Genomic DNA, 25904 nt, shown 5'->3' with positions numbered 1-25904 from the left:
AAACTAAGCGATTCCCTCACGAGAACCGCTCGTCTCCAAAACCGTGCTTGATAGTTTCCCATCACACGGCTGCTCAGTAATAAGGCTCTTTTAATGAGTACCTCTCTTACCCGATTTGACGGGCTTAGGCTTGGCGCTATTACAGCCAGATTTGTTGCCAAGACTTCCATCGTTGGCTGTCTTTTCATCGTGGCAATGTCGGTGAAGTAGTTGTAGATTTTTGTACTCATCCTTACCACCTTTCGATTTAGGGATGATATGGTCAACTTCTAGCACCTATTCTTCTGTGAAATATAGTCCGCAGTGGGCGCATTTGCCTTTCTGTTGCTTCAGTAGTGTTGCCACATTCTTAGGAACTTCAGGGTTTTTACCCATTCTTGAACTCCAGTAAACCAGGTTGCCATCATAAGGACTGGCGTTGCCTTTGACTTTCACATAGCGGATAATTGGAGTCTCATCATGTTTTAGTAACCGCAGTGGGCTTTTTCCTGCCTGCTTGGTTGCAAATACCCAGTTATCTCCGCCTATGGTTTGCCAGTGTTTTTTGGCTATCCACTGTCCCGTTTTATCGGGGTGGCGTCTTTGTGCCCAGCTTTTTAGCTTTAGGTACATCTTCATGGTTAGTTCTGAGAATGTCTCTTTACTAATCCCTGTGCTGTAATAGTTAGCCCACCCTCTGATGGGTAGTCATGCATAGTAATGATCAAAGTTTTAATGAGTCATTGTAGTGATGAACAAAATCCCAGACAGCGCCAATATGATTGCTTAACTTTTTGGAAAACGATAACGTTTGACGGACTAAACGCCCGACGCGTTGCCGCACTGTATTGTTGAAGCGTTCAATATAGCTGGTGTGACCTGTTTATGAGCCGACGGCCTTACGGCCGTTTGCTGGGTATCACCTGCTCATAGGCTTGCCAAAAGTCGGTATAACAAACGGCACATTGGCGGTAAACAGGTGGCAACGACTGCCAAGCCGCGCTTTCGCACTCGCCCGACTCCGGTCGCCGATGAACACGCCCACAATCTCCTGGGTTGTCGCATCTAGGGCCAACCAAATCCACTGTTTGTTTGTTTTGTTAGCGACAAAAGACCACATTTCGTCACATTGCAACGTCAACTTACCGACTTTTTTGGAGTTACGGTCACCGGATGCTGCAGGGCATAATATTTTTGATTCACATACATTTGCAACCACCGTTGTGATACCCCCGTGACCCGAGATATCGCCACAAGTGCCAGTCGTTCTTTCAGGAGTTTCTCAACCAGTTCTCGTGTGGCTTGGTTAATGGGTTGACGGCTAGGCGCTTCGACAAACTGACGCTTACAGTCCTGACAGCGAAAACGTTGTTTGCCATAGTGAGTCCGTCCATATTTGACAATTTGCGCCCAATTGCACTTGGGACATTGCATAACTCATACCCGAATAACTGCCTACCTGTCTAGCTTACAGCTTTATCATTACTATGCAGCACTACCCCTGAGTCTAGTAGATGGGGCTTTCACCCATATCAGACCGAGAGTTCAACCTTTTCTTATTATTAAGTTGGGTTGGTGAGGTTATTTACGGACTGTTTACCGTGATTCACTCACAACGAATCGCACTATAGGCTCAATTTCACCATTGGAATTCCCCTCTCTTCCCCAGTGTCATCCCACATTAGATGTCTGATTGCGCCCTGTTCCCAGCTTCACTCTCCAAGAATCGAGCTTGGTCGGTGTGGGCAGATAGGGAGTCATACCTGAGTCTGGCAGAAGGGGCTTGCACTCTTATCAGACCGAGAGTTCAGCCTTGTGGCTGGATGAGTTATGTACGGAGTTTCACCGTGATTCACTCTTCAACGAATCGCACCCCAACTGCTAATACGTTCATATCTCAAGGGCAGGGCCCAAATCCCGCTCATCCAAGGTATTAGTGCGATCGTACTAATACCTTGACCGATACCAACAGGTATGGCGTGAGGTAAGGCTGTGGGTTGATGTTCATAGGTACGTTCTTTGAGGGTAGGTGCATGGGGTCTTAACCATGCTGTATGATCGATCGGTAATACTGGACGTTCTACTTGTGACATCTGCTGGATGTATAGTTGCATCAATTGGTCAAGGGGCGAGTCTACAATCTTGCAGCGCTTCGTAGACGCTCTTACACTCACGCCGAAATAAAGGATTTAGGGCTAAATTTCGTAAACATGAGACGTGGCGCGTCGTCATTATCGCGTCTGCTAGTTCAAAGGTGGCATATGCAGGCATTGCCGAGACATTCATAAGCAAGTTGACGAAATTCCCGTAATTGTTCAAACTTCATGGCAGGTAGATTTGAGATTTTTTGCTGAATTCTCAATTTTCTACCCTTACACGGTCTGTTGAAACTATCGCAGACAGTTTTTTGTGAGGTTGTCAGCCGAAGAGTTTGAAATCTAACCGCGCTTTAAGACGTGCTTAGTCTAAACTCCAATTTGTTAAAAATCCAGATTATTTACAGGTGGATTTTTTTGAGGGCTATCGCACCCGAATACTTCATTCTGTAGGTGAGAAATCACTGGTGGGTTAGAGAGTAACATCGAAGCGCGATAGCCCCTAGGTTTTTTAACTTGCTATCCTGAAATTGTCCTAAAAAATCAACCCCATAGATTCACTAACTTTTTGCAGAACATCAAGCTGACAGCGACAAGACAGGAGACTCCTGCCGAATCGGAATCTCAATAATAAACTCTGTTCCCCCGCCTGGTGCAGAAATACACCCCAAGCTTCCCCGGTGTTTTTCCACTACAATTTGCCAGCTAATCGATAGCCCAATACCTGTGCCCTTACCGGGGGGTTTTGTCGTAAAAAACGGGTTAAATACGTGGCGACGAACCTCTTCCGATATCCCTGGCCCATTGTCCACTATTCGGACAGCTACGTAATTGTTGCTGGTTATTTCTGTGCTAATCCGAATCACGCTAGGATTCGCTTTAATTTCTTCTAGCGCTCTCTGCGTGTTCCACTCGTCAATAGCATCGATCGCATTTGCAAGTACATTCATAAATACCTGATTCATTTCTCCCCCATAACAGTCCACTTCAGGCAGGTTTGGGCAATAGTCCCGCACCACTTCAATCGAGGGGCGGTCTGACTTAAATTTTAGTCGGCTCTGTAAAATCATTAGCGTGCTGTCAATGCCTTCGTGAAGGTTGACCGCTCTCATTTCATATCCTTCTTGCCGTGCGAAGAGGCGCAAAGATAAAACGATTTCGCGGATGCGATCGGCTCCTAAGTACATCGATTTGAACATTTTAGGCAAGTCGTCTTTGAGATAATTTAGCTCGCTTGCCACGATTTCTGCTTGTATATCTGGAGCCGGATTAGGATAGTGCTTTTCGTAGAGGTCAATGATAGTGACCAAAGTTTTTGAATATTCCAGAGCATAGGAAAGATTTCCATAAATAAAATTAATTGGATTATTGATTTCATGGGCTACGCCAGCTACGAGCTGGCCTAGCCCGGACATTTTTTCGCTCTGAATGAGCTGGCTTTGCACCTGCTTGAGTTCGTGCAGGGAATTTTCGAGCTCTAGGGCTTTGTGCCGCTCTCGCGTTTCCGATGCTTGCAAAGCTGCTTGTGCAAGCTTGCGTTCAGCAGCCTCCTGCTTGAGGCGTTCATTCGTTTGGGAAAGTTCAGCGGTGCGCTCTTCTACTCGCCTCTCTAGCTCTTGTGTCAAAACTTGTAGATCGGCTTGCGCTCGCTCGCGTTCGGCAATTTGCGCCTGAAGCTTTTTAGTTAGATTTCGCAGATTCAGGTGCGTGATAGCCCGAGCTAAAACTTCTTCCTGTTGAAGGGGCTTAGTGATATAATCCACTCCCCCCACATTAAAGCCTTTGACTTTGCTTTCTGTATCGTCCAGCGCGGTCATAAAAATAACTGGGATATCTTTAGTTAAGTCATTTGCTTTTAGATGTTCACAGGTTTTAAATCCGTCCATATCTGGCATCAGAACATCCAACAAAATTAAATCAGGCTGGCAATATTGCACTTTTTTGAGAGCGTTAGACCCACTGCGCGCTACCCAAACAGTGAAGCCAGATGTACTCAAAAAATCCAATACTGAACCCAGATTAGTGGGCGTATCATCCACAATTAAAATAGTTCCTCTGTCTAAAGATTCGCTAGTCATTTTTAGTCCTCATCTAAACTGTTGAACAAATTCAACTAATTTGTCTTCTTCAAAGTTTTTGGTTAATTCAAGCAACTGATTGGCAAAAGGTGCATAACGCATATCTATTGCCTTCAGCTTGCGGGCTCGCTGCTCAATACTGAGGAGTTCACCTTTCATGGCTAAATCGAACAGGACTGCAACTTCTTCCGAAGGGGGAGCAATCAGTTGTTGGTCTTGGATTTGGGAAGGGGGATCGGTGAAGATACCTTCTGAACTGAAAGTTGTTCGCTCTTCATAAACCCATTCTAAACCTAAATGGTTGCCCAAGCATTCTAATAACTTTTCTGCCCGAATTGGTTTGAGGAGAAAAGCGTTGCAACCAGCCTGGAAAATGCTGTGGGGCTCGCCGGATAAAATGCTAGCAGAAGTTCCGATCGCGATTACATCCTTCAATAGAGGAATTTTTCTGATCCGCCTCACCGCTTCAAAGCCGTCCATCACTGGCATTACTAAGTCAATTATAATACAGTCAGGTTGAAATAACAGCGCTTTATTCACGCAGTCTTGACCGTCCGTTGCCTCCATTAATTCAAACCCAATAGGACCTAAAAGATTAACTAGGACAGAACGATTTTCCCAGCGATCGTCAACGACTAAAATTTTCCGCCGCTCGCCTGAGAAACCCCTGATAATTTTTTCAGGTTCTTTTTGACACCCTTCCCAGCGTTCGGTAATAGGCAACTCTAACTCAAACCAGAAAATACTGCCTTTACCTAAAGAGCTTTGTACTTTCAGTTCGCCACCCATCATTTCCACTAATTGGCGACTAATTGGCAGCCCTAATCCTGTTCCCTCTATCTGGCGAACTGAACCGCTGGCTTGCTCGAAGGGCAAAAATATTTTTGAGAGTTCATCCGGCGCGATGCCAATGCCTGTATCTTCTACTTGGAAAATAAATTTCGCTGTTAGGGATGGGGAATTGGCGATCGGTGATGACAAAGATTGCTGAGTCTCCAGTCTGTCTACTTTGAAAGTAACGCCTCCTTTTTCGGTGAATTTTATGGCATTGCCGAGTAAGTTGATGAGAATTTGCCGCAACCTTTTTTCATCGGCTTGGACGCAAGTGGGAAGTGGAGTTAGCGGTTCGTAAATCAAAGAGATTCCCTTCTGTTGGGCGCGAATCTGGCAGATTTCAGTAATGCCTTGGAGAAAGTCTGACAAGTGAAACTCGGTGAGATAGAGTTCCATTTTTCCGGCTTCGATTTTGGAGAGGTCTAGAACGTCATTGATCAGAGTTAGGAGGTGTTCGCCACACTGATGAATGATGTTAATACCAGAATTTTGCTGACTGGTTAAACCTGTGTCTCGTTTGAGGATTTGGGTATAACCTAAAATGCCGTTGAGCGGTGTGCGAAGTTCGTGGCTCATGTTGGCGAGAAATTGGCTTTTGGCGCGGTTTGCGGCTTCGGCCGCTTGCTCGGCTCGCTGTCGCTCTTTAATTTCCACTTCTAGGCTCGTATTTTTTGCTTTTAATTCCTCGGTTCGTTCATCTACTTTGACTTCTAAAGTGTGATAGAGGTTGGCATTTTCTAAGGCGATTGCAGCTTGTCCCGATAGCATCCGCAACACTTCTACCCGCTTCTGTGTAAAAGCGCCAGCAAGCACGTTGTTTTCTAGGTACAAAATGGCACTTAACTTACCTTGATATAGGATAGGCGCACACAAAATTGATTTTGGTTTGTGTTGGGTAATGTAGGGGTCGGCGTTAAAGATTTCCTCGCGACTGGAATCATGTAAAACCACATCTTTCTGAGTTCTGGTGACGTAATTAAGTACCGAGATAGGCACTAGCCCAGAAGTTGATACTGGTAAAGATTCCAGCACTCGGACTCGATCTTTAGTCCCCGCCGCTTCTATAACAAGTTGACCATCTTTTGAGAGAATAAGCGCTCCAGTTTCAGCGCCTGCGTTTTCTATCAAAATTTTCATTAACTTGGTGAGCAAGTTAGGTAGAACAATTTCACTAGAAATGGCAAGAGATGCTTTCATTACAGTTGCCAAGTCTAGCAACTCTGTTTGAGCGCCTGTAATGGTCAAAGGATCAATTGTCCTCGTATGGTCGAAAGGGGTTTCGGTGACAACAGGCGATCGCGCTATTAATTGGGGGTATTTTTCTTCTAGATGTTTGACTTTAGCTACAGCCCCCCAGCGCATATAGGCATAATAAGCATCGGTCATGTAGGTGCGGGCAATCTTTTCTTTACCCCAGTAAAAATAAAATTTAGCAGCGAGTTCGTGAGCTAGTCCTTCTTCGTTGATATACTCGTTTTCTTTAGCAAGAGCGATCGCTTTGTCGTACATCTCGATCGCTTCTACTGTTTCGCCTAAAACACGATTTTTTTCAGCCTCTACTAAATAGAATTTATGTAGATGATTCATTGGAGCATAATGCGCCCATTTTTGCAATTTTTCTTGATTAGCTTGTACTCGGTTAAGAATGTCCTGTTGGTCGGACTGCGAAGTTTCAGAATACACAGCTAGCCGTACTAGAGAATCGTAGAAATAGAAGATAACAACAGTTAGCTGCCCTGTAGATGATCCGAAAGAACTTTCTACTTGAGGGATATTTTTTAAAGCTTCCGCGTAATTTTCAAACACATAACAAAGCGCAAGTTTGTGCAAGTATAAGTAATGAATTGCCAGTTGGTTGTTGGTTTGCTGATATAGCAGCAGCATTTTATCTTCGTCGTAGACTTCCCCCTTTAAATAGCCTATATTTTCGCTTTTTTCCATCATGTTTAAGACGGCTTGCCAACAGATTTTTGTATTATTTAGTGCTGTTTCTTGGCTAATTTTATGAAGGGCATCTGTATAAGTTGCTATCTCTCGTTCAAGCTGCATTAGTTGCTTGCCAACAAAAAACGAGTAATGACTCCACACCATGACGGCATAGCCAGCATATTCTAAATCTCCAGTTTCCAGCCCAGTAGAGAAAGCTGCCAGGAAAGGTTCTAAGGTATTTCGGACGTGTTCTTTCCAATGTTGAACGGCAGCATACACTAAATGGCAAGTCTTGACTTCGATTTCTTTGGCATTTAACTTTGACACTAGACGTAAAGCTAATTGACCGAACTCATAACCCTGCTCAATATCTCCTACCGCCCCGCAAAGAAGAAGACTGTATACCGCATACGCAAAGGGAGACACAGAAGCATTGCCATATTGAACGGATAAATCGACCTGTTTGCACACTGTTAAAGGCACCAGTACGGGCATTCCAGAATAGCAAGCAGAAAATATACTTGACAAAATCCTGATCGCTGCTAATTGATAACGATCGGTCATTTCAGGGAGATCGATTAAGTCCTCAATTCGAGTTCCGCTCAAAATTGCCGCAGTTTCCCCCAGCGCCTGCCCAATATCAGATGGGTTTGGCGAGTCGGGAAACTCTACCTCCAACTGCTTTAAGACTTGCAACCCCGTATTCAATGCTTCGAGCAGCTTGTTCTGCGCCATATAAGCTTGAATCTGGACTTCGTACACTTTTACTATGTCCAATAGCGTTTTGGCGCAGTTTTGTACTATCTCAACGAATCTCTGCATTCGGTCAAAATCACCACTCAAATATGCTGACTCTGCTGCTTCCTCATGCAGCCTTAATGCGAGTTCATACCGATTGTCCCAACTATCTACCGCTAGCAGAGATAAACCCACTTGCAAATATTTGACGGCGGAATCGTGGGCTGTAGCAGCTTTGGCTTTCTGACCTGCAATCAGATTCAATTGGGCTAGTTCATATTTTTGGGACTCAGTGGTAAGTAAGTCAGTACCATAATTGAGTTGGTTAACTAAAGCGAAAATATTTTCTTTTCGGTCTTCTGGCGTGGTACTTTGCAGCAGCAGTTGACCGATTTTTAAGTGAGCCTCTTTTTTATTCTCATCTGGAATCAAAGAATAGGCAGCTTGCTGCACTCGGTCATGTAAAAACTTGTAGTCAACCTTCACATCAGTTAAGGTAAAACCACCCGATTCTTCCTGACTAAATACGAGGGGAATTTTGTATTCATTGCTCAAAGGTAAAATCAACCCAGCTTGAAGTGCTGCCCACAATTGCGCTGCCGTCACTAAAGATGATTCCTGATTGACAATCCCCAAAACTTCTAAGTTAAAAGTGTTGCCAATACAAGCAGCAAATTTTAATACTTTTTGTGTATCTTCGGGCAATTTGCGTATGTTTCTAGCAATCAGTTCGACAACATTGTAATCGGTGATGCCAATCGCTTGAATTTGCTCGATGTTCCATTGCCAGACGCCAGAATATAAATCATAAGTCAACAAATCTTCTTGATAGAGAGTTTTGAGGAGTTGACTTAAGAAGAAAGGATTGCCCTGCGTTTTATTAAAAAGTAGAGACGCGAAATTTCGCGTCTTTACAGACAGGGATTCCGAACCCCCAGATTCATTTAAAGTATCCGCAATTAATTCTTCGACATGAACCAGGTGTAATGGTTGAAGGACAATATTATTCACCGTCGCACCAGTTTGGCGAATCTTGTCAATTGTTTGAATCGTCGGATGAGTTGGAGAAACTTCGTTATCTCGATATGCCCCAATCAGCAATAAATACTTGCTATCAGAATCCGTTATTAGCAATTCTATTAATTTCAACGATGCCGAATCCGCCCACTGCAAGTCATCGAGGAAGATAACTAAGGGATGGTCAATAGTCGTAAATACGCCAATGAATTGTTTAAAGACACGACTGAAACGGTTTTGAGCTTCAGTTGCCCCTAGCTCAGGTACGGGTGGCTGTTTGCCAATAATTAATTCGACTTCAGGGATAACATCAATGATGACTTGTCCGTTATCGCCTAAAGCGGATAAGAGTTTTTCTTTCCAAGTTTGGATTTCTACTTCACCTTCGGTTAGAAGTTGCTGAGTTAAGGATTGGAATGCTTGAATCAGGGAAGCATAAGGAATATTGCGCTTGAACTGGTCAAATTTACCTGCAATAAAATAGCCTCGTTGCCGCACAATGGGTTTGTGAACTTCATTGACCAAAACTGTTTTGCCTATCCCGGAATAACCGGAAACCAGCATTAATTCGCTGGTGCCACTGGCAACGCGATCGAAAGTTTCTAGAATTTTTTCAATTTCTTGGTCCCGACCGTAGAGCTTTTGCGGTATATTTAATTGCCCTGCTTTATCCGCACTTCCAACAACAAAGTTGGAAATATATCCGCTAGCCTGTAGTTTGAGCAAGCAAGTTTCTAAGTCAAATTTTAGTCCTTCAGTGCTTTGGTAGCGGTCTTCAGCATTTTTAGCTAATAACTTCATCGCGATAGCTGAAATTTGTGGTGGGATTTCAGGATTTAGCTGCTGAGGGGGAATGGGAGTTTTGGCAATATGGCTGTGTACCAATTCCAGCGGGTCTGTGGAATTAAAGGGCAACTCGCCTGTGAGCATTTCATACAGGGTAACGCCTAGTGAATAAAAATCAGTGCGGTAGTCAATTGACCGATTCATCCGGCCAGTTTGTTCTGGCGACATATAGGCGAGTGTGCCTTCGAGCAAATCTGGATGGCTGAGCGTCGAATTTTCTCGCTCCAGGCGCGAAGCGATGCTGAAATCAATAAGTTTAACTTTTTCAGTGGCTGGGGTGATGATAATATTTTGTGGTTTTACATCTTTATGAATAATGTTATGTTTGTGGAGTTCTGCTAAGGCAGAGACAAGCTGGAGACCCAAAGAAAGAAATTGAAGAATTGTGAGTTTTTTACCCTTCATCCAATCGTTGAGAGACTCGGAGCCTGAATCTTCTAATATCAGTGCTAAACCGTTTTTATAGCTTTCTAAACTAATGGCTTTGATAATCGATTCTACGTTCAAGCTGTGCAGGATTTGATATTCGTGTCGCAAGCGGGTGATGTCAGAAAGAGTGGGATACTCAGCCTTTAGCCTTTTGACGATCACGCTGGAAAAGTCCGAATCCTTCCGAGCGCGATCGACTGAAGTTCTTATCCCGCTGTGGAGGGTTTCAACGAATTGATAGCCAGCTAAGTTGAGAGTCATTGTTATTCTACGGAGCGCAAGGAAATTGAGCGTGAGGTTAAGGCCGGTTTTAAAACTTAATTATTGTTAGAGCTGATTGTAACATAGTAGTTTACTCAACAAAAGTGAGCTCATGTTTCGCTTCTGGCTATCCTGACCTCATGAGATAGTGTTGTTAACTGTAGTGCCTCAATGCGCGTTTTGGGTGTTTGTTGGGGGATTAGTCGGCTGCACTTTCAGTTGGGGTGTCGAGCGAGTGTTTTCCCGTTGCTGATAATTACGGCGTATTCCAGATTTATGAAGTACAGTGTCAGCAGCTTGTAAACCATTTTTTGAAGTGCTTGGTATTGACAAAATCAAGCGCCGTAGCAATTATTACGTCAACCATCTTGGTAGTTTTTGGTGAGAACGGATGTAAAAAAAAATCAGTTGTGACCACCATAATTTTATCTGATTAAAATCCGGAGAATAGGGTGATAAATTCAGGACATTGGCACCAGCCGCTGGAATCTATGGTTCAATTACCGCCAACTTATGAGTTGGTATATTATCAATTCACTTCGACTGTACTATCCCCTAAGTTGGGGACTAAAAAGTGTTGAATAAATACACTTCAAAAGCCTGACCATCCATTGACCCATTTATGGTTCTTAATCCTAGTAATTGTTTTAAGCTGATGGCTCCGACTACTGTAACTTTTGCACCCAGATAAAAGGGTTTTAAATCGTAGACTCTATGGCCACATTTTGAAGGTGCATGGGTTCGTATCAACCCCAAGAAAACGCCAATTTTATCCAAAAAAACCAAGTTGTCAGGGTCAAAATTTTTCACTTTTTCCCAATATTTACACCTCAGAAGGTGCTCTCTTGCAGTGGCAGACTGACTACTGCGTATGGTCTTTTTTTTCGCGTCAAATTTTGTTTTTGTAGTTCACGACACATCATGCTAGGACTGACAGCTTCCTTGTAGTTCAAACGCCAATATTCACAATATTCTGACAACGTGCTATCCGGATATTTTTCTACCATCTGGGTCAATTCCGTCCGGCGCGAGTTTAAAACACTTTTGGCGCTTCCACCCGGTTTTCTGGGTTGAACATGACCAGTCGTTTGTTTTTGTTTTAAAATTTTTTGAACAAACCCTTTACTCACATCAAATCTGGCGGCTATTTTCCTAATTGATGTATCACCTTGTTCATAGATTTTAACTATTTTCTCACGCAACTCGATCGAATAGGGTTTCATTTCTTTCGCTTATGTACTAAATACACTGTATCATATATACGTGGAATCTGCTGTATTTAATCAAAAGTATAAAAAATGGCGTTTGTACTTAACAAACGCCATTTTATAGAATTACAAACGTGGCGTCTTATCTTGTTTAAACGACGCTAACAATTCGCGAATTTGGTCGGCCGCAATCTCGCGCCCGCCCAAACCAAAAGCTAGAGCAATGCCAACTGCGATCGCCCCAAGCAGCAGCCCGAAAGCCAAATTCACAATATCGCTGCCAATGCCCATCTGTTGCAGCGCCAAGGCCGAAACAAAGGCAATAATCGCGATCCGAGCCGTTTGGCCCAAAAGCCGCGCTTGGCGAGTTCCAGAACTAGCAATCAAACTAAACGCCAGATTCGCCAAATACAAGCCGATCGCAAATACCACCAAACCAGCCAGCACCCGACCTGCAACCAGTACAATACCGCTAACAATCGCCGTCAGCGCTGGAATCCGCAGCACATCGGTAGCCGCCACCACAGCAAACAGCATGATGCCCACCTGCACCACGATGCCGACAAACTCAGAAGGAGTGCGGGCTGGAAGTTCCGGTTCCTGAAGAATCGTTGCCTCCGGATCGATCGAACTCGGCGGTAGCCGCAGTCGCTGTTTCGGCTGTTGCACTCCCAACCAAGAAAAGACATTGTTAAAGCCAATTCCCGTCAGGATATTAGTCACCAAATCGCTGATCCAGCGACCCAAAAAGTAAGCAACCCCCAGAATTAGCGCTGCTGTAAAAATGTTGGGAAGCGCGCCCAGAACTGTGTTGAGCATCGCGATTGCCGGCTGCGAAATCGCCTGAATGTCCAAAGCGTTCAGAGCTGCGATCGCCGTTGGAATCAAAATCAAAACATAAACGATCGTCCCGACAATCCACGACAGCGATTGTCCGCCCGAAGTCCGCGAAATTCCAAACCGAGCGCCCAAACCGTCCGCCCCAGTAGCGGCCAACAGATTCGTGACAATCCGCCGCACCACCATAGCCAGTAGCCAGCCCACAAACCCAATCAGCACAGCTTCCAGAATTTTCGGAATTGCCGCCAGAATTTGGTTGAGTAAATTATTAACCGGCAGCAGAGCCTGCTGCATTTCCAGTGAGTCGAGAATCAGCGGCAAAAACAGCAGAAAAATGAACCAGTACAGCGCATTGGCCACAGTATCGCTCAGCAGCAAAGGGCGCTCAGTGGGCGCTGCGCCCACCTCCTGATTCAAGCGCTCGTCCACGCTAAAAGCCCGCATCGCCCGCGATACGGCCATTTTGGCGACAGTTGCCAACACCCAAGCAATCCCCAACCAAATTAGCGCGCCGGCTAACTTCGGCAAGAAACCGGTAATTTGATTGAGAAAAGTATTGAGGGGTTGCGAGACAGCCGTTAGATTCAGGCGGTTGAAAAAGGCAATTAGGAAAAAGATAAAAATGATCCAGAACACCGCTGCGGAAATCCATTTTTCCACTTGCGGGGTTCCAGCTCCTTCCGGTCGGCCGGTAATCCAAGCAGCCAGCCGATTGTCGATCGTAGTCTTCTTGAGCAATCCCCCCACTACCGATGACACGAGGGCTGATACTATCAAGCCAATTAGCAGGATACCGACGGCCCAGAGGAGATTTTCAATGTTTGAGCCCTGAAGGAAATTGTTAATTCCGCGTTCGGCATCTGTCAGCGGATTCCCGGGCTGGGCCTGGGCCAAAATGCGATCGGACAAAGCCGCTATGGGGCCCGATATCGGTTGAGTTATTTCTTGCCAAGTTTCATTCATTTTTTTCTCAGGTTAACGTCACATTTGACAAGGAGAAGACGAAACTTTAATAATAGTTCCAAAAAATCTAGACATCGCCTAAATTTAATATTTGTACACTTTTAATGTACTGGGTTAACTACAAAACCCTCTATCGAATTTGGGATCAACCCGTCTCCTACTGCTTTTGGGCCAATATTCAAAAAACCGTTTACATCGGCATTTATGAAGCGTCCAGTTTGGGTTCTGAACAATCCTCTTTTTACCCTACTGCCAAGGTAGTCGGAATGTTGTTAAATTGGTTCCAAGTCCAAAGCTGAACATTTGGAGGTGTAACTCTCCTCACCTAACCCAACTTGAATTCCCGCAAGTTGTCCTTTGTACTGCAACATTTGCACAAACCGGCAATGGGGAATACAGGGAAAATTTTGATTATTAACTTTACCAGTATTAATCCCATCTTTAAAATCATCGTTCCCGCCTATAGCCAGCAACCCCATTTGATGATTAACCAGTCCTTTAATAATTGCGGAACTCGTCGTGTAGAAGTAGTAATCCACTTTACAGTTACGCTTGTGCCACAATTGGGTGACTTTTTTACGGTTTTTTTGCGCTACGGGCAGCAATGATTTCAATGCCGATGAAACTTGATTGCAGTATTGGTTTCTTGACTTAACACCCTGTCCCTCGTAGATTGTCGGTACTAACCCAGGAACATTGTAGGTTAATGTTGCCAGATTGTTTAATCCTAAACCTATAGCAGCTACTCTCTGATTAACTTGTAAAGGCTGTTCTAAATTTTCAGAGAACACCTCGACAACATAACAACCTACTTTGGGAACAATCCGGATTTCCAGAAGCGAGATGACTTTTGAGGGAAACCAAATATTAGTCCCAGAGGAACGATAATATCCTTTTTTTAAGGCTTTTTTGCTGACAGCTTGACAATTAAATACAACAACATAGCGCCCCTCCTCTCTTGTTCGCTCTCTTGAACCTTTATAATGAGGAAATTTCGGGGCGGTTTTAAATTTAGTGGTGTTTTCCTGATAGTTTCGCACCCCCAGATAGTAGCTAGTCCATGCTTTGAGCATTAAGCTGAGGGTGCCTTGTGCTACCTTTGCGGGCAGTGATTTGTAATCAGGACTTGTTTTGAGCGCGTGATAAACAGCCAGAGCGTTTGTTTGTTGGCGAGCGAAAATTTTTTGACGGTAGATGTAATTAGCGCTATTGTAAATATTTTTGCAAAGCAAAGAAAGTCTATCGGCTTCTCGATAAAACCTATGATCTGGTTTAATGATGTGCCTTTCGACTAACTCCATAATCAGTATATATACTTTATTTCAAGATGATACACTGTATTTATGAGTGTGTCAATCTTTTAATTTCTGGGAAAATTGACGTTACAAGTAAATAAAGGACTATCAAGTAAGCAAAGTTTTGTAATACCCTCCTTGTTGCAGGTTCTCATGTCAATTCGTCAAGTTTTCGAGCAATCCATTGAAATTCGCGCTGCTGCTACTCTGGTGGAGCAATGTATAGTCGATCGCACTTTAATGCACAAGTGGCTCAATCCCCTGCTACGCTGCGATCCCCAGGGCGAATGGGATACTACCGTAGGAAGTCGCAGCTTATTTATCATAAAAATTCCGGTTTTGCAACCCTCTTTAGAGAGTGTTGTGTTGGAGCGACAACCCGGTTTAATTGTTTGGGGGTTTGACGGATTTTTCAAAGGATGCGATCGCTGGGAATGCCAGCCGCAAATCCAAGGAACTCTCTTGATTAACCGCTTTGAATTTCAAATTCCCAATCGTTTAATTAGATTTGGTTTCAATCGCTTTGCCGCCCCTTGGACAGAAAAAGATATGAAAGACCAACTCCGCCGACTCAAGCGGGTAGCCGAGCAACTATCTCACAGAATGGGTAAGGGGTAATGGATAATGGGTAATTGGGAACTTTTACCTTCGTATAGCCGAAAAATTGGTAATGGGTGATGAGTAATTGCTAATAGCTGAAAGCTAGAGCTAATAGGAAAAAAAGCACCAATTCCCAATTCCCAATTCCCCATTCCCTCCAACTTCAGTTATTTATTTCGCACTTCCCGATGGAGTGGGCTGACAAATCATTTCTCTCGCCGAATTCACGGCTTGGTTAGCCGTATTTTGCAAAGCCGGGGAATTCTGATACAAAGCTTGCAAATCTTGCACATCTTTAATCACTCGTTCGTAAATAACCATCGCTTGATTGCCGTCAACTTCTAAAGCAGCAGGGCTGTAATTTTGCATCAATTCAATCAGCGATATTTTGCCATCTTTGGAAGCGGCGACTAAAGCATCGCGCAGTGCGGGCACGCTTTGAAGCCGAGCACTCGGCGCATAAGCAACCTCGCCCAATTGTTTAAAAACAATTTCCCCAAAATAAGTGCTTGCTAGCCGCGCTACTAATTGGGAATCTAAAGGCACTTCTCGCGTTAATATTTCGCGCATCGACTCGGGAGTTTGTTTCGCAAGACTCAGAACGCTTTGCAGTTGAGATGATGCTTGGCCGGTTTGTGCAAAGCTTTGCAAGTCGCTCATCGGTAATGTTACGTCAACAGCACCGTATTTTACGGTAACATTATCTAATGCAAAGGCTTTGCCGCTGCTTAGGAATACTGCACTTGTTCCCAGCACAAGCGCCAAACCTAATGATAAAGACTTTGACATTCTTTTGGTTAAATGGGCTGACAGCGGTTGCATTCCGTTGAGATAACCTTGTTGAAACTGAAAGTTCATGAGTTTGTGCCTCTTTACGTCAAAATACTTTTTCGATCGGTCGTCTGTGCAGGTATCTGTGCGGGTATCAGTCGGAAAAGTGGACTCGGGATTTCCGTAAATGACCTATAATTTTACAGTCATGTCCAGCAAATTCCACCTATCAAAAGATAGGTGTTAATTGACAATTAATATGTTATGATTACCCGTTTGACAATCTTAGATACCGTTGCAAAAATTATAAAAGCGAAATTGGGTCGTCGGGCAGCAGTTTATTGAGTGTCGCTTGAATAGGTCTTATAGTGTGCGATCGATACCGAATTTAAGTTCACATATCCCGATCGAGCCGATCGACCAATTGGCGAATTCTAGCAGCATCAGGAGCATTCGGAGCATTTCTCAGATATAGTTCCAAATCGTGGCGCGCTTCGACCAAGCGTCCCAGTTGATAATAGAGAATTCCGCGATCGCGCCGTTCACCCACCGCATCGGGAAAAAGCAGCAAAATCCGTTCTATCGCCAAGAGTATCCTCACAGCATCTCCCTGTTGCAAGTAAATTGCCTTCAGATTTCCCAGCATTCGCCCCAAAAAATGTCGGCGACTTACGGGGGCGAGAAAAGTCGGCTGCAACTCCATAGGTTGTCCGTAAATTTGAGAAAGTCTGGCTTGACAATCTTCAGGAAACAATATCTCGCCACCGTTAAACGCATCAACAAAAATACCAGCATCTTCAAAATCCGGTCTAATTAAAAAATGTCCCGGCATCCCAATTCCCACCATCGGAAAATCAATGCGCTTAGCCACCTCCAAATAAACCAAAGATAAAGAGATCGGAATGCCAGTACGCCGATCGATCACTTCATTCAAAAAGCTATTGCGGGGGTCGTAATAATCAACATCATTGCCCGCAAACTGCAATTCCCCGTATAAATAGCCGTTAATAGTTTGAATAATCCGCAGCGGATAATTCTCTGCCGGCAGGCGTGAGCGCACTTCATCTGCGATCGTGTCGAGAGCGTTGAGATACTCCTCTGGCTCTAAATTTGGGTATTCTTCCAAAGCCATATAAAGAGCAGCTTTCGCCAGGTCGATCGAGCCATCAGGCTGATTTATTTCTCGATAAAAGAGTTGTCGGGCGATCGGAAAATCCATATTTATTATTGATTTATTTTTAATTTACTTTTTTTACCAAAATCATGAACAGCCAAGATACCTGTTCCACAACAAAGATTATTCTGATAAACAGGCATTTTTTGTAGTATGATTAACCTTTTTTATTGTAAAACAGGTACTTCTTATGGTGAAACAGCAATCTGGTCTGTTCCCCACAAGATATTAAAAACAGTGAATTATTTAAATTTTAATATATTCTAATTTTTTTCATCTAAATCAGCCCCTATTTTTAATAAAGCTTCACGATTTTTTTCAATCGAGCCAGATTGAGGTGAACGCCCTCGGATGTCAAATCAACTTTCAAATCCCGTGACTTTTACCAATCACCCAACTGCGGCGAAAAATCCGAGCCAGAGTCGATTCTTCCAAAGCAAAATAGATAGGGCGGCCGTGAGGACAAGTGCGCGGATTACGAGTTTGCTGCCATTCATCCAACAAATTTTGCATTTGGGGAAGACTCAAAGGAGTACCGTTTCGTATAGCACTACGGCAAGCAGTCGCAACTTGAGCCGCTTGTAAATCTGCGACTTTACTGAGTTCAAAAAGCGCATCCGCACAGTCATCTCGATCTGCTAACAATTCAGGAACTTCGCGGGCAGCCCATAGCTGTTCGCCAAAACTTTCTACTTCCAAACCCAAGCGGGATAAATTCTCTATTTGCAGTGCAGATAATTGACTGAGAATTACTGGTTTTTCTAGACATTTTAGCTGCCAAGCAGCGCACAATTGCTCGTATAAAACGCGCTCGTGAGCGATGTGCTGTTCTATCAACCACATTCCGCTGGAATGTTCCGCAACAATGTAAGTATTGTGAACTTGAGCGATCGCCCTCAATTCCATCAATCCTATTTTATTAGCTTTTTCCTGTTCGCCACCTGCATCATTCTGCCTAGCAGAAATCCCGACACTGTAAGCACTTTTTTGTTCGGATGCCTTCAGCAATTTTCCCACTCGATCCGGAATTGGGGCAGGCGGCAAAACTTCATCGTTCAAATGCAAAGCACGAGCAATTGCTGCGCTAACTTGTGCTTGCCAAAAACTCGGATCGTGCAGATAAATTTCAACCTTAGCCGGGTGGCGGTTCCAGTCTATTTCCGAAGGGGAGATTTGCAGGTGAACAAAACACACGGGATAGCGATCGCGCGGACAAGTGCGGGTAAAGGCGCTGAGAATAGTTTGCTCTAATTCGGGCGATCGCACAACTCGCCGATTTACCCCAACTTTCACCCAATCCGGTCGCCTGCGGTGGCACCGATCTGGCAAACCAATTACTAACTCCAAACGCTGGGAATTGGGCGTTTGGAAATGGGAAGTCGCAACTGGTAATTGGTAATTAGGCTTAACTGTAGCTCCAACAAGTTGAGTTTCTATCAATAAATTTGCTGCTTTCTGATTTTGAGGACTCGCCGGCAAATCTAACTTTAAATACTGCAAATCGCTCGCTCGCAAACCGCGCACGAATTGAGGTAAAAGTTGTTCCGCTGTCCTACCTGGAGTTACGTGCAAACAAGGCGTATTTCCTTGACGCAACTGCCAATTAACGTGCGGGTGACAAATAGCAATTTGCTGCAGCGTTAATTGGATCGATCGCATTTGCTGTGCCGGCGACAAAAAACTGCGGCGCACAGGCCAATTGCCAAACAAATTATCAACAGTCACCACCGTACCCGGAGCGATCGCCGCTGTTTCCACCTCCACAGCAACGCCCGCGTTGTTGTAAAGCACCCGCCAGCCCGATCGAGCATTTTCAACTCCCCCCTTGTTAAAGGAAGATTTGGCGGGGGTTTGCGCCGACTCTCGATTTTCCGAAAAATCCCCCAATCCCAAATCATTCGATCGGCTCAAAACCTCCAAACAGCCCAACTGAGCTAAACTGTGCAAAGCTTCCCCACGAAATCCCAAAGTATCAATTTTGTAAAGGTCAGCTTCAGTGGTAATTTTGCTCGTACTGTGAGGCGAAGCCGCCTGCTGCAAATTTTCCAGATCCATTCCGGTACCATTATCTGCAACTTGCACCCGCCACTGTTCCGGCCAGACAGAAACAACGATGCGAGTTGCGCCAGCATCCAGAGAATTTTCAACTAATTCTCGTACCGCTGCGGCGATCGAGTCAATCACTTCGCCTGCGGCAATTAAATTGATAACTTCTGTGGGTAAGGTTTGAATAGTAACTGGCATCAGATTTTTAGCAGTTCGTTAATTCAATTCTACTTGATTCTGTAAGTAGCTACACAGTATTAGGACTTACGATCTTCAACCCGGTTTATTAAAAAAATATTGTTTAATAACAAGATATCTATTCATCAACCAAGTCTCTAAGGCTTAGTGAGAAAGTTCTAAGTATATATCTTTTTACGTAATTAATTTTGAGCTGCTAAAGCCATGCTTTTCGGCAAGCGGATGTAAAAAGTTGTGCCTTTTCCGTCCTCTGACTCATAAGTAATTTTCCCTTTGTGAGCCTCAACGATCGACTTAACAATCGCCGTTCCCAACCCAGTACCAGTCCGCTTTCCATAAGTCACAAACGGTTCAAATAACTTTTCCTTAATTGTCGGTGGAATGCCGGGACCGTTATCGTAAATGCTAATTTCGGCCCACTCCTCACTTTGTGTCACCGCAATCTCCACCCGACCCCCTCTTCCGCTAAAAGCCTCAACAGCATTCCCAACTAAATTTTGTAAAACGCGCAAAATCTTATTTTCATCCGCTTCCACTATTACTTCTGTTACCCGTACTGCTAAATCTACTTTGGCTGCTTCACAATAAACTCTGTTCAACTTTTCAAACTGCTGCAACGTCTGAATTAGATTAACTGGTTTTTTATTTAATACAGAATTACCTCGCGAAAATTCTAATACTTCTTCAGCCATCCCTAACATTCGATGAACCTGCAATTGAATAAGTTCACACCACTCCTGAGTTTCCTCATCTGGGTGCATTTCTTTGAGCATTTCTGTGGAGAGTTTAATTCCGGTAAAAGGACTTTTGAAATCGTGAATAATTGTGCTCACCATTTCTCCTACCAATACCATTTTTTGTTTGTGTACCAACTGGCTAACATATTGATCCGTGGTATCCCGTAAATTTTTAGTAATGAAACTAAACATTTGCATTACTGAACTGCCTTTAGCAAACTGGAGAGTTGTTATTAGTTCTTCACGGGCTATTTTGGCCAAAGTCGAGCCTGCAACTGCCACAGCTCTAGCACTGCGTGGCTCTCCGTCTAAAACTCCGAGTTCGCCAAAATAATCGTCTGGCTTAGCCACAGCAACAGTTTGATATTTATTGTTTTCAAGCCGCTTGCTAAACTCGACTTTACCTTCTAAAACTAGATAGAAAAAATCCGCTGTTTCTCCTTCTTCAAAAATCAGCGTTTCTTCATCAAAACTCTCCAAAACAGCTATTTGGCAAAGGTGAGCAGCTTGCTCGGGTTCAAAATAAGACATAAATCGATGAGAGGCCAGATCCATGTGAAAATACCTGAGGCTTAATTTAAACAGTTTCTTTTTTCTATTTTCGCCGATCGCCATCGGTGCGTTAATAAAATACAATACTGCTTTAATCTGGCTCTCTTTTCGAGCCTCCTCGGCTTTGACGCAAGAATCAGCGTCGGGATGCAGAGCCAGACTAGCATAGCAGCACCAGCAATCTCACCAAAATTCTCAGTTAATTGACTAAAATACATAAGTATTGTACTATTTTTGAGATTTAAATTAGATGTGCGGGGGGTTCTCCGGCCACCTCAGAAGATTTTAACTGTAGAGAGATCGTGTAATTTAAATGTCGATCGACCGAGTTTACAAAAATTAACGCTCGCCCGATAAAACGATCGCAGCATTCTGCCCGCCAAAGCCAAAACTTAAACAAACCGCATTTCTGACAATAGCCGATCGCGCACAGCGAACAAAATCTAATTCAAACCCCGGTTTTGTCATTCCAACGCAAGCCGGCAACATCTGATATTTAATGCTCATCAAACAAAAAGCCGCGCCCAAAGCTCCCGAAGCTCCCAAAGTATGACCCGTAGCCCCCTTAGTCGAACTAACAGCAACTCCTCGGTGAAATAACTTCTCAATTAACAGTGCTTCGTGTCGGTCATTTAACTCAGTTGCAGTACCATGAGCGTGAATAAAATCTATATCAATCGCCGCTAAATTGCTCCGTTTCAAACATTGATTTACCGCCGCGATCGCACTTTCCCCCCCCAGCTCCGGCGCGTTAGCATGGCAAGCATCATTTGTCAAGCCAAAACCGGAAACTCGACCGTAAATTTTAGCACCACGATGCCTTGCCAACTCGGCAGATTCTAATACAAATAAAGCCCCGCCTTCACCGAGAACAAAGCCTTCCCGATTTTCATCAAAGGGATAGCAGCCATTGTTTGCCAAAGCACCCATCCGGCTAAATCCAGCCAGAGTCAGCGGTGTGATAGGCGCTTCGACAGCACCTGCGATCGCCCGCTGACACTCACCGGTGCGGATTAAATCAACAGCGCGGGCGATAGACCAAATACCCGTCGCACAAGCAGCCATCGGCGCCAATACCTGCCCCGTCGAACCAATTGCCCTCGCCGCTGCGATCGCCCCCATGTGAGGCAAAAAATTCACAAATTGAGAATTGGTAATCGGTAATTGGGAATTGGGAATTGGGAATTGGGAATCGGTAATTGGGAATTCCCTTGCTTCTTGCGACTTCCCTCTTCCGAATTCCCTCAGACTTCTTCCAACTTCCGTCTTTCTTCCATCCGTTACATCCGTTACACAATCGGTTGCCGAACTTCCTTCGCTTGCCAACATTTCCAAATATGCCTGGAAGCCTCGGCTAGAACCGATCACAATTCCGCAATCGGGCAAAGGCAAAGTCAAATTAGCATCTTGCACAGCATCTATTAAAACCTGTCTAATTAAAGTTATTAAATCGACAGGTTTTGTGCCAATTAAAGCCAAAGGTCGCCGTTCAAGTTCTATAAAAGGTTGATGTTGCCGAATTCCTGATTCCCCAGACAACAATCTTTTCCAGCTACCATCCAGAGTGCCTAAAGCAGAAACCAAGCCAATTCCCGTAACAACAACATCCACATCTGCCCTCAGATTCCCAAATTTTTAGTCATTAGTCATTAGTCATTAGTCATTAGTTATTTATGATTGGAACTAATTATTAACTACTAACCAACGACCAACGACTGATATCGTTTCCGGTTGCATCGGAATAATAAAATCGAGTCAACCGTCAACGGTCAACAATCATCTCGATCGTGCAACCGGAATTGATATGACGAGTGACGACTGACTACTGACTACTGAACAGGCTTAAAATTTTCCAAACCCTGAGTAACAGTAGCCTTCTCAATGCGATCGCCCGCTTCAATCTTATCAATCACATCCATGCCTTGTTTCACGTACCCAAAAACCGCATAGCTGCCGTCCAAAAACGGTACATCGGTCAAAGTAAAGTAAAACTGAGAAGAAGCCGAATCAGGACTCTGCGATCGAGCCATAGCAACAGCCCCGCGACTGTGCACCAACACGGGTTTCTCCTTAACCCCAGCTTCTTCTAGCGTTTGGCTGTAAGTCGGTTTGGCAGCACCTTTAGCTTTAATTTCCAGAGGAATCCTGCGTTCAGCAGTAGTTTTTGGGTCAATAAAACCGCCAGTTCCCAGTCGCCCTGTAGGGAATTTAGGGTCTTTACCCTGAGGGTCGCCGCCCTGAACTACAAAAGGCTGAGGTTCCCGCACGACTCGGTGAAATACCAGCCCGTCGTACACTCCTTTCTGAACCAAATCGACAAAATTGCCCGCAGTAATTGGCGCATTTGTGCCGTCGAGTTCGATCGTAATTGGAGCACCTTTAACCGTCATCACCACCGTTGCTTTTCCTTCCAATCGTGGCAAATTGCTAAATTGTGAACTCGCCGCTACAGCAGCAGGAGAAGGAGACGGAGACAAAGAAATATTTTCACCCGACGCCGGATTCGATGTCGGAGTCGAGTTTGCCACAGGGGAACTACTGCATCCTGCGACAAACAACGTGCCAATTATTAAAAGTGAGAACAACCACCGCTGAATTTTGATTTGCATTTGCATTTGTATTTTCACTTTGAGTCAATTACGGACTTTGCAACTAAAGATTTTAATTCAGTAGTCCGAACTGTTTTTAGTTCGCAGTCTGAAACCCGCGATTTTGCTTTGGTAGCGAACTTGCCTTGGAGCCTTGAAACCCTTATTCTACGGTAGGCAATCAAAAACTATCCGAAGTATTGTTAATTGATAGATTCAAAAATTGGTAACGGGCTTACTCGCAGTTCGATCTTTTTCACTTACCAGGTAGGTAAGGTGCGAGATCTGACGCACCCTACGAGACATTACCAATCTAAAATCTAAAATCGAAAATCCCTAAAGTCCTTCTAGGGGAACTTGCAAAAATCGAGCCAATTCGGCTGCTTGATTTTCCACTTCCGACAAAGCAATCGGCTGTCCGACTCTAGTCAGGGGAAACTGACGGCGGTCTTTGAGCTTAAGATAAATACTGCGGCGGGGACTGAGACCTTCTTTAATGTCTACCCGCACAGATTGCACGTCCGATGTCTTGCAATTAAAATCAACTTTGCGGTTTTTGCCGGGAAAACCCCAGCGAAAGATCCGAATGTTACCAGTTTGCCGATCGAACTCGCTGTAACCGCCACCGACATCCCAGAGAATAGTCAGCCACAGGTAGAGCGCCAACAGCACGCCACAGACACCGTAGAAACCCATCGCAATGCCTTGGGGGATGAAAACAAGCTGAGTCGGGTCAGCAAAAGGCAGCAGGTTAACGTGCAAGTAGCTGGAAATGCCCGACAGCAGGAAACCAGTCCCTCCAATGCTGACCACCGTCGCCCACCAGTAATTGCTGAAGCGGCGGGAGCCCAAAACCGGGTAGCGCAGGACAGAATCGATCGAGGTCGTTGTTTTTGCAGTCATAAAATTAAACAGCCTTAAAGCCAAATCTTAATTCAATTAGTCCACCGAGCGTCACGCTTCGCTGACGCGATCGCGATCGGGCGGGTGGGGATTGTGTATCAACTCCTGCTAATTATGGTCAACTACCCGCCATCAAGCGGAGTACCGCTATGATGGGGGCTTGTATCTGAACTCCACCTCAATTCCGAAAACCTCGAAAGGATTTCAGCTTTGGCTTCACGGCTCGATACATGAGGGAGTGCTGACAAGACCCCGGTACTCATCCAGGCTTGCCGGACGAGCAACGTTCTAAGTGCGATATTTCGCGCCCCAACCAGATCTGCATGAAGTTGATGCCCACAGCATTCACAGCGGAAAATCAGCCCCTTGTTCGGTCGATTAGCCTTTGAGGTATGCCCACATTTAGGGCAACTTTGCGAGGTGTAATGTGCCGGAACTTTAGTAGCTAACGAGCCAACCAGCACAGCCTTGTAATCGATATAGCCATGCAATTCGGCAAACGACCATTGAGCCACGCTCCTGTTAGCTTTCCGTTGTTTCTTGCTTGCCCGTTTGCCCGATTTAGATTTAGTTCGATCGCGTATTCCGGTCAGATCTTCTAGTCCAATCAGGCTGTTAGGCTTGGCGATTTTACTCGCAATCTGGTGGTTCACATCAGCGATAAACCGTCTCTCCCGTCCCGACAAAGCGATTAATCTTCGCTTCGCCGAACGGGTGTCTTTTCGCTGTAGAGATTGTCTGGATTTTTGATAACGGTTGGCTCGATGTCTAGCCACCTTGCCCGAATAGAAACTCGACTTATTAGCTAAGTCTGTTTCGACTGCGAGGTATCTCATTCCCACATCTATACCAGAAATTATAGTGATGTTCAGTGGGTCGAGAGTAGGCGTTTCCACCTCCAAGCTCACCATTAGATAGTAAGTCTTCGAGGATTTCTGGTAGACAATTTTAGCAGCACCGATCTTCTTGGACGCTCGCATCAGATCGATGTGCTTGTTGTAGCCATCAAACGGAACAACAATTCGACCATCCAGGGTGTTAATACTGACCCGTCGATCCTTTTTAAAGGAGTAGTCGCGCTGGTAATTTAGCGTACAAGTCCGCGAGGTGTATTTGGGAGCTCGATCGAGTCCCTTGTACCGTCGCTTGGTATACCCAGCTTTAACCGCCTCGCTATTCTGCTTGGCTTTAGTCCACAGCGTCTTAAAAGTCGCAGCAACTTGTCTTGGCACGTTACACGCCATCTGGGAACCAAGCCCAAATAAGGCCCGTAGCTCCGAGTAGACCAACTTTTGTAGTTTAGCTCCGTTGCCAGATTTACCGTTATCAAATGCCACTTGGGATGCGTAGTTCAGCGCATCCCGATAGGCCAAAGAAACTTGAGCTACCGAGATTTTTTGCTCGGCAGTCAGGTTTAATTTGAGTTTTGCGGTAATTACTTGGCTCACAACTTCTTCAACAGATAAGAGGATAATCTTACCCTGTGAAGGATTTGAGTGCAAGCGCAGAGTGTTTGTTCGTCTCCTCAACCACCGCCAACTCGCCGCTTGGCGACGAAGGGTCAGTTGGATTGTTGCTGAGCATCGTCAACCAAGATGGCATTCCTCTCAACCACGCTTTCATCGAGTACGCCTCTAGTGGGGGAACCCTGCTGTTCTAGTTGAAATTTATGAACTTCTAATATATAGTTATGTTAACTTTAATTAGAAACCTGGGTCTTTTAACAAGCAAAAGGATTTTACCGCAATGACAATCGCAGTCGGACGCGCCCAGACCGAAAGAGGCATCTTTGATGTCCTCGACGACTGGCTCAAACGCGATC

The 25904-nt window shown here is 44.7% G+C and carries 20 protein-coding genes and 1 pseudogene; 2 read left to right on the top strand and 19 right to left on the bottom strand.

Going from position 1 to position 25904, the window contains the following annotated elements:
* Positions 1–90: 90 nt before the first annotated feature.
* From QUA42_RS27835 to QUA42_RS16880, 11 genes and pseudogenes are all read right to left on the bottom strand, one after another.
* Positions 91–276 (bottom strand): HNH endonuclease, encoded by a 186-nt coding sequence (locus QUA42_RS27835; protein WP_445301328.1) that lies wholly within the window; start codon positions 274–276, stop codon positions 91–93.
* Entirely contained in the window at positions 277–681 is a 405-nt protein-coding gene (locus tag QUA42_RS27830; RefSeq protein WP_445301329.1) for a group II intron maturase-specific domain-containing protein, read from the bottom strand.
* Between the two features lie 22 nt (positions 682–703).
* A pseudogene (locus QUA42_RS16920) lies at positions 704–1099 on the bottom strand (IS1 family transposase).
* A 17-nt stretch (positions 1100–1116) separates the two neighbouring features.
* Positions 1117–1413, bottom strand: a complete 297-nt coding sequence (locus tag QUA42_RS16915; protein WP_333138420.1) for an IS1/IS1595 family N-terminal zinc-binding domain-containing protein — start codon at positions 1411–1413, stop codon at positions 1117–1119.
* 425 nt (positions 1414–1838) lie between these two features.
* Positions 1839–2072: a hypothetical protein gene (locus QUA42_RS16910; RefSeq protein ID WP_333138418.1), complete on the bottom strand. Its 234-nt coding sequence runs from the start codon at positions 2070–2072 to the stop codon at positions 1839–1841.
* 581 nt (positions 2073–2653) lie between these two features.
* Complete coding sequence (locus tag QUA42_RS16905) at positions 2654–4153, bottom strand: response regulator (RefSeq protein ID WP_333138416.1); 1500 nt, start codon at positions 4151–4153, stop codon at positions 2654–2656.
* Positions 4154–4162: 9 nt separating this feature from the next.
* Complete coding sequence (locus QUA42_RS16900; protein ID WP_333138414.1) at positions 4163–10207, bottom strand: AAA family ATPase; 6045 nt, start codon at positions 10205–10207, stop codon at positions 4163–4165.
* A gap of 567 nt (positions 10208–10774) precedes the next feature.
* Complete coding sequence (locus QUA42_RS16895) at positions 10775–11017, bottom strand: hypothetical protein (protein ID WP_333138412.1); 243 nt, start codon at positions 11015–11017, stop codon at positions 10775–10777.
* 20 nt (positions 11018–11037) lie between these two features.
* Complete coding sequence (locus QUA42_RS16890) at positions 11038–11430, bottom strand: transposase (protein WP_333138410.1); 393 nt, start codon at positions 11428–11430, stop codon at positions 11038–11040.
* A 111-nt stretch (positions 11431–11541) separates the two neighbouring features.
* Positions 11542–13218 (bottom strand): mechanosensitive ion channel, encoded by a 1677-nt coding sequence (locus QUA42_RS16885; protein WP_333138408.1) that lies wholly within the window; start codon positions 13216–13218, stop codon positions 11542–11544.
* 272 nt (positions 13219–13490) lie between these two features.
* Positions 13491–14519, bottom strand: a complete 1029-nt coding sequence (locus QUA42_RS16880) for a transposase (RefSeq protein ID WP_333138406.1) — start codon at positions 14517–14519, stop codon at positions 13491–13493.
* A 147-nt stretch (positions 14520–14666) separates the two neighbouring features.
* Here QUA42_RS16880 and QUA42_RS16875 point away from each other — a divergent pair, with 147 nt between their 5' ends.
* Positions 14667–15131, top strand: a complete 465-nt coding sequence (locus QUA42_RS16875) for an SRPBCC family protein (RefSeq protein WP_333138404.1) — start codon at positions 14667–14669, stop codon at positions 15129–15131.
* Positions 15132–15284: 153 nt separating this feature from the next.
* On the opposite strand, the gene QUA42_RS16870 is transcribed toward QUA42_RS16875, so the two are convergent.
* The 8 genes from QUA42_RS16870 to QUA42_RS16835 all read right to left on the bottom strand — a co-directional run bounded on the left by QUA42_RS16870 (position 15285) and on the right by QUA42_RS16835 (position 25530).
* Positions 15285–15971 (bottom strand): alpha/beta hydrolase, encoded by a 687-nt coding sequence (locus QUA42_RS16870; RefSeq protein ID WP_333138402.1) that lies wholly within the window; start codon positions 15969–15971, stop codon positions 15285–15287.
* A gap of 307 nt (positions 15972–16278) precedes the next feature.
* On the bottom strand, positions 16279–17103 hold the full coding sequence (locus QUA42_RS16865) for a SirB1 family protein (protein ID WP_333138400.1): 825 nt from the start codon (positions 17101–17103) through the stop codon (positions 16279–16281).
* Between the two features lie 321 nt (positions 17104–17424).
* On the bottom strand, positions 17425–19302 hold the full coding sequence (gene mutL / locus QUA42_RS16860) for a DNA mismatch repair endonuclease MutL (RefSeq protein ID WP_333138398.1): 1878 nt from the start codon (positions 19300–19302) through the stop codon (positions 17425–17427).
* Between the two features lie 182 nt (positions 19303–19484).
* On the bottom strand, positions 19485–20594 hold the full coding sequence (locus QUA42_RS16855) for an ATP-binding protein (RefSeq protein ID WP_333138396.1): 1110 nt from the start codon (positions 20592–20594) through the stop codon (positions 19485–19487).
* A gap of 336 nt (positions 20595–20930) precedes the next feature.
* Positions 20931–22202, bottom strand: coding sequence for a beta-ketoacyl synthase N-terminal-like domain-containing protein (locus QUA42_RS16850; RefSeq protein ID WP_333138394.1), 1272 nt, complete (start codon positions 22200–22202; stop codon positions 20931–20933).
* A 218-nt stretch (positions 22203–22420) separates the two neighbouring features.
* Positions 22421–23206, bottom strand: a complete 786-nt coding sequence (locus QUA42_RS16845) for a peptidylprolyl isomerase (RefSeq protein ID WP_333138393.1) — start codon at positions 23204–23206, stop codon at positions 22421–22423.
* Positions 23207–23515: 309 nt separating this feature from the next.
* On the bottom strand, positions 23516–24082 hold the full coding sequence (locus QUA42_RS16840) for a photosystem I assembly protein Ycf4 (RefSeq protein WP_333138391.1): 567 nt from the start codon (positions 24080–24082) through the stop codon (positions 23516–23518).
* Positions 24083–24204: 122 nt separating this feature from the next.
* Entirely contained in the window at positions 24205–25530 is a 1326-nt protein-coding gene (locus QUA42_RS16835; RefSeq protein ID WP_333138389.1) for a transposase, read from the bottom strand.
* A gap of 44 nt (positions 25531–25574) precedes the next feature.
* Between QUA42_RS16835 and QUA42_RS16830 the strand changes: the two genes are divergently transcribed.
* Entirely contained in the window at positions 25575–25742 is a 168-nt protein-coding gene (locus tag QUA42_RS16830; protein ID WP_190274341.1) for a hypothetical protein, read from the top strand.
* Positions 25743–25904: the final 162 nt, after the last annotated feature.

It is taken from the genome of Microcoleus sp. Pol11C2, from assembly GCF_036701505.1.
In the GTDB taxonomy this organism is placed as follows: domain Bacteria; phylum Cyanobacteriota; class Cyanobacteriia; order Cyanobacteriales; family Microcoleaceae; genus Microcoleus.
This window is presented reverse-complemented; position numbering and strand designations above follow the sequence as displayed.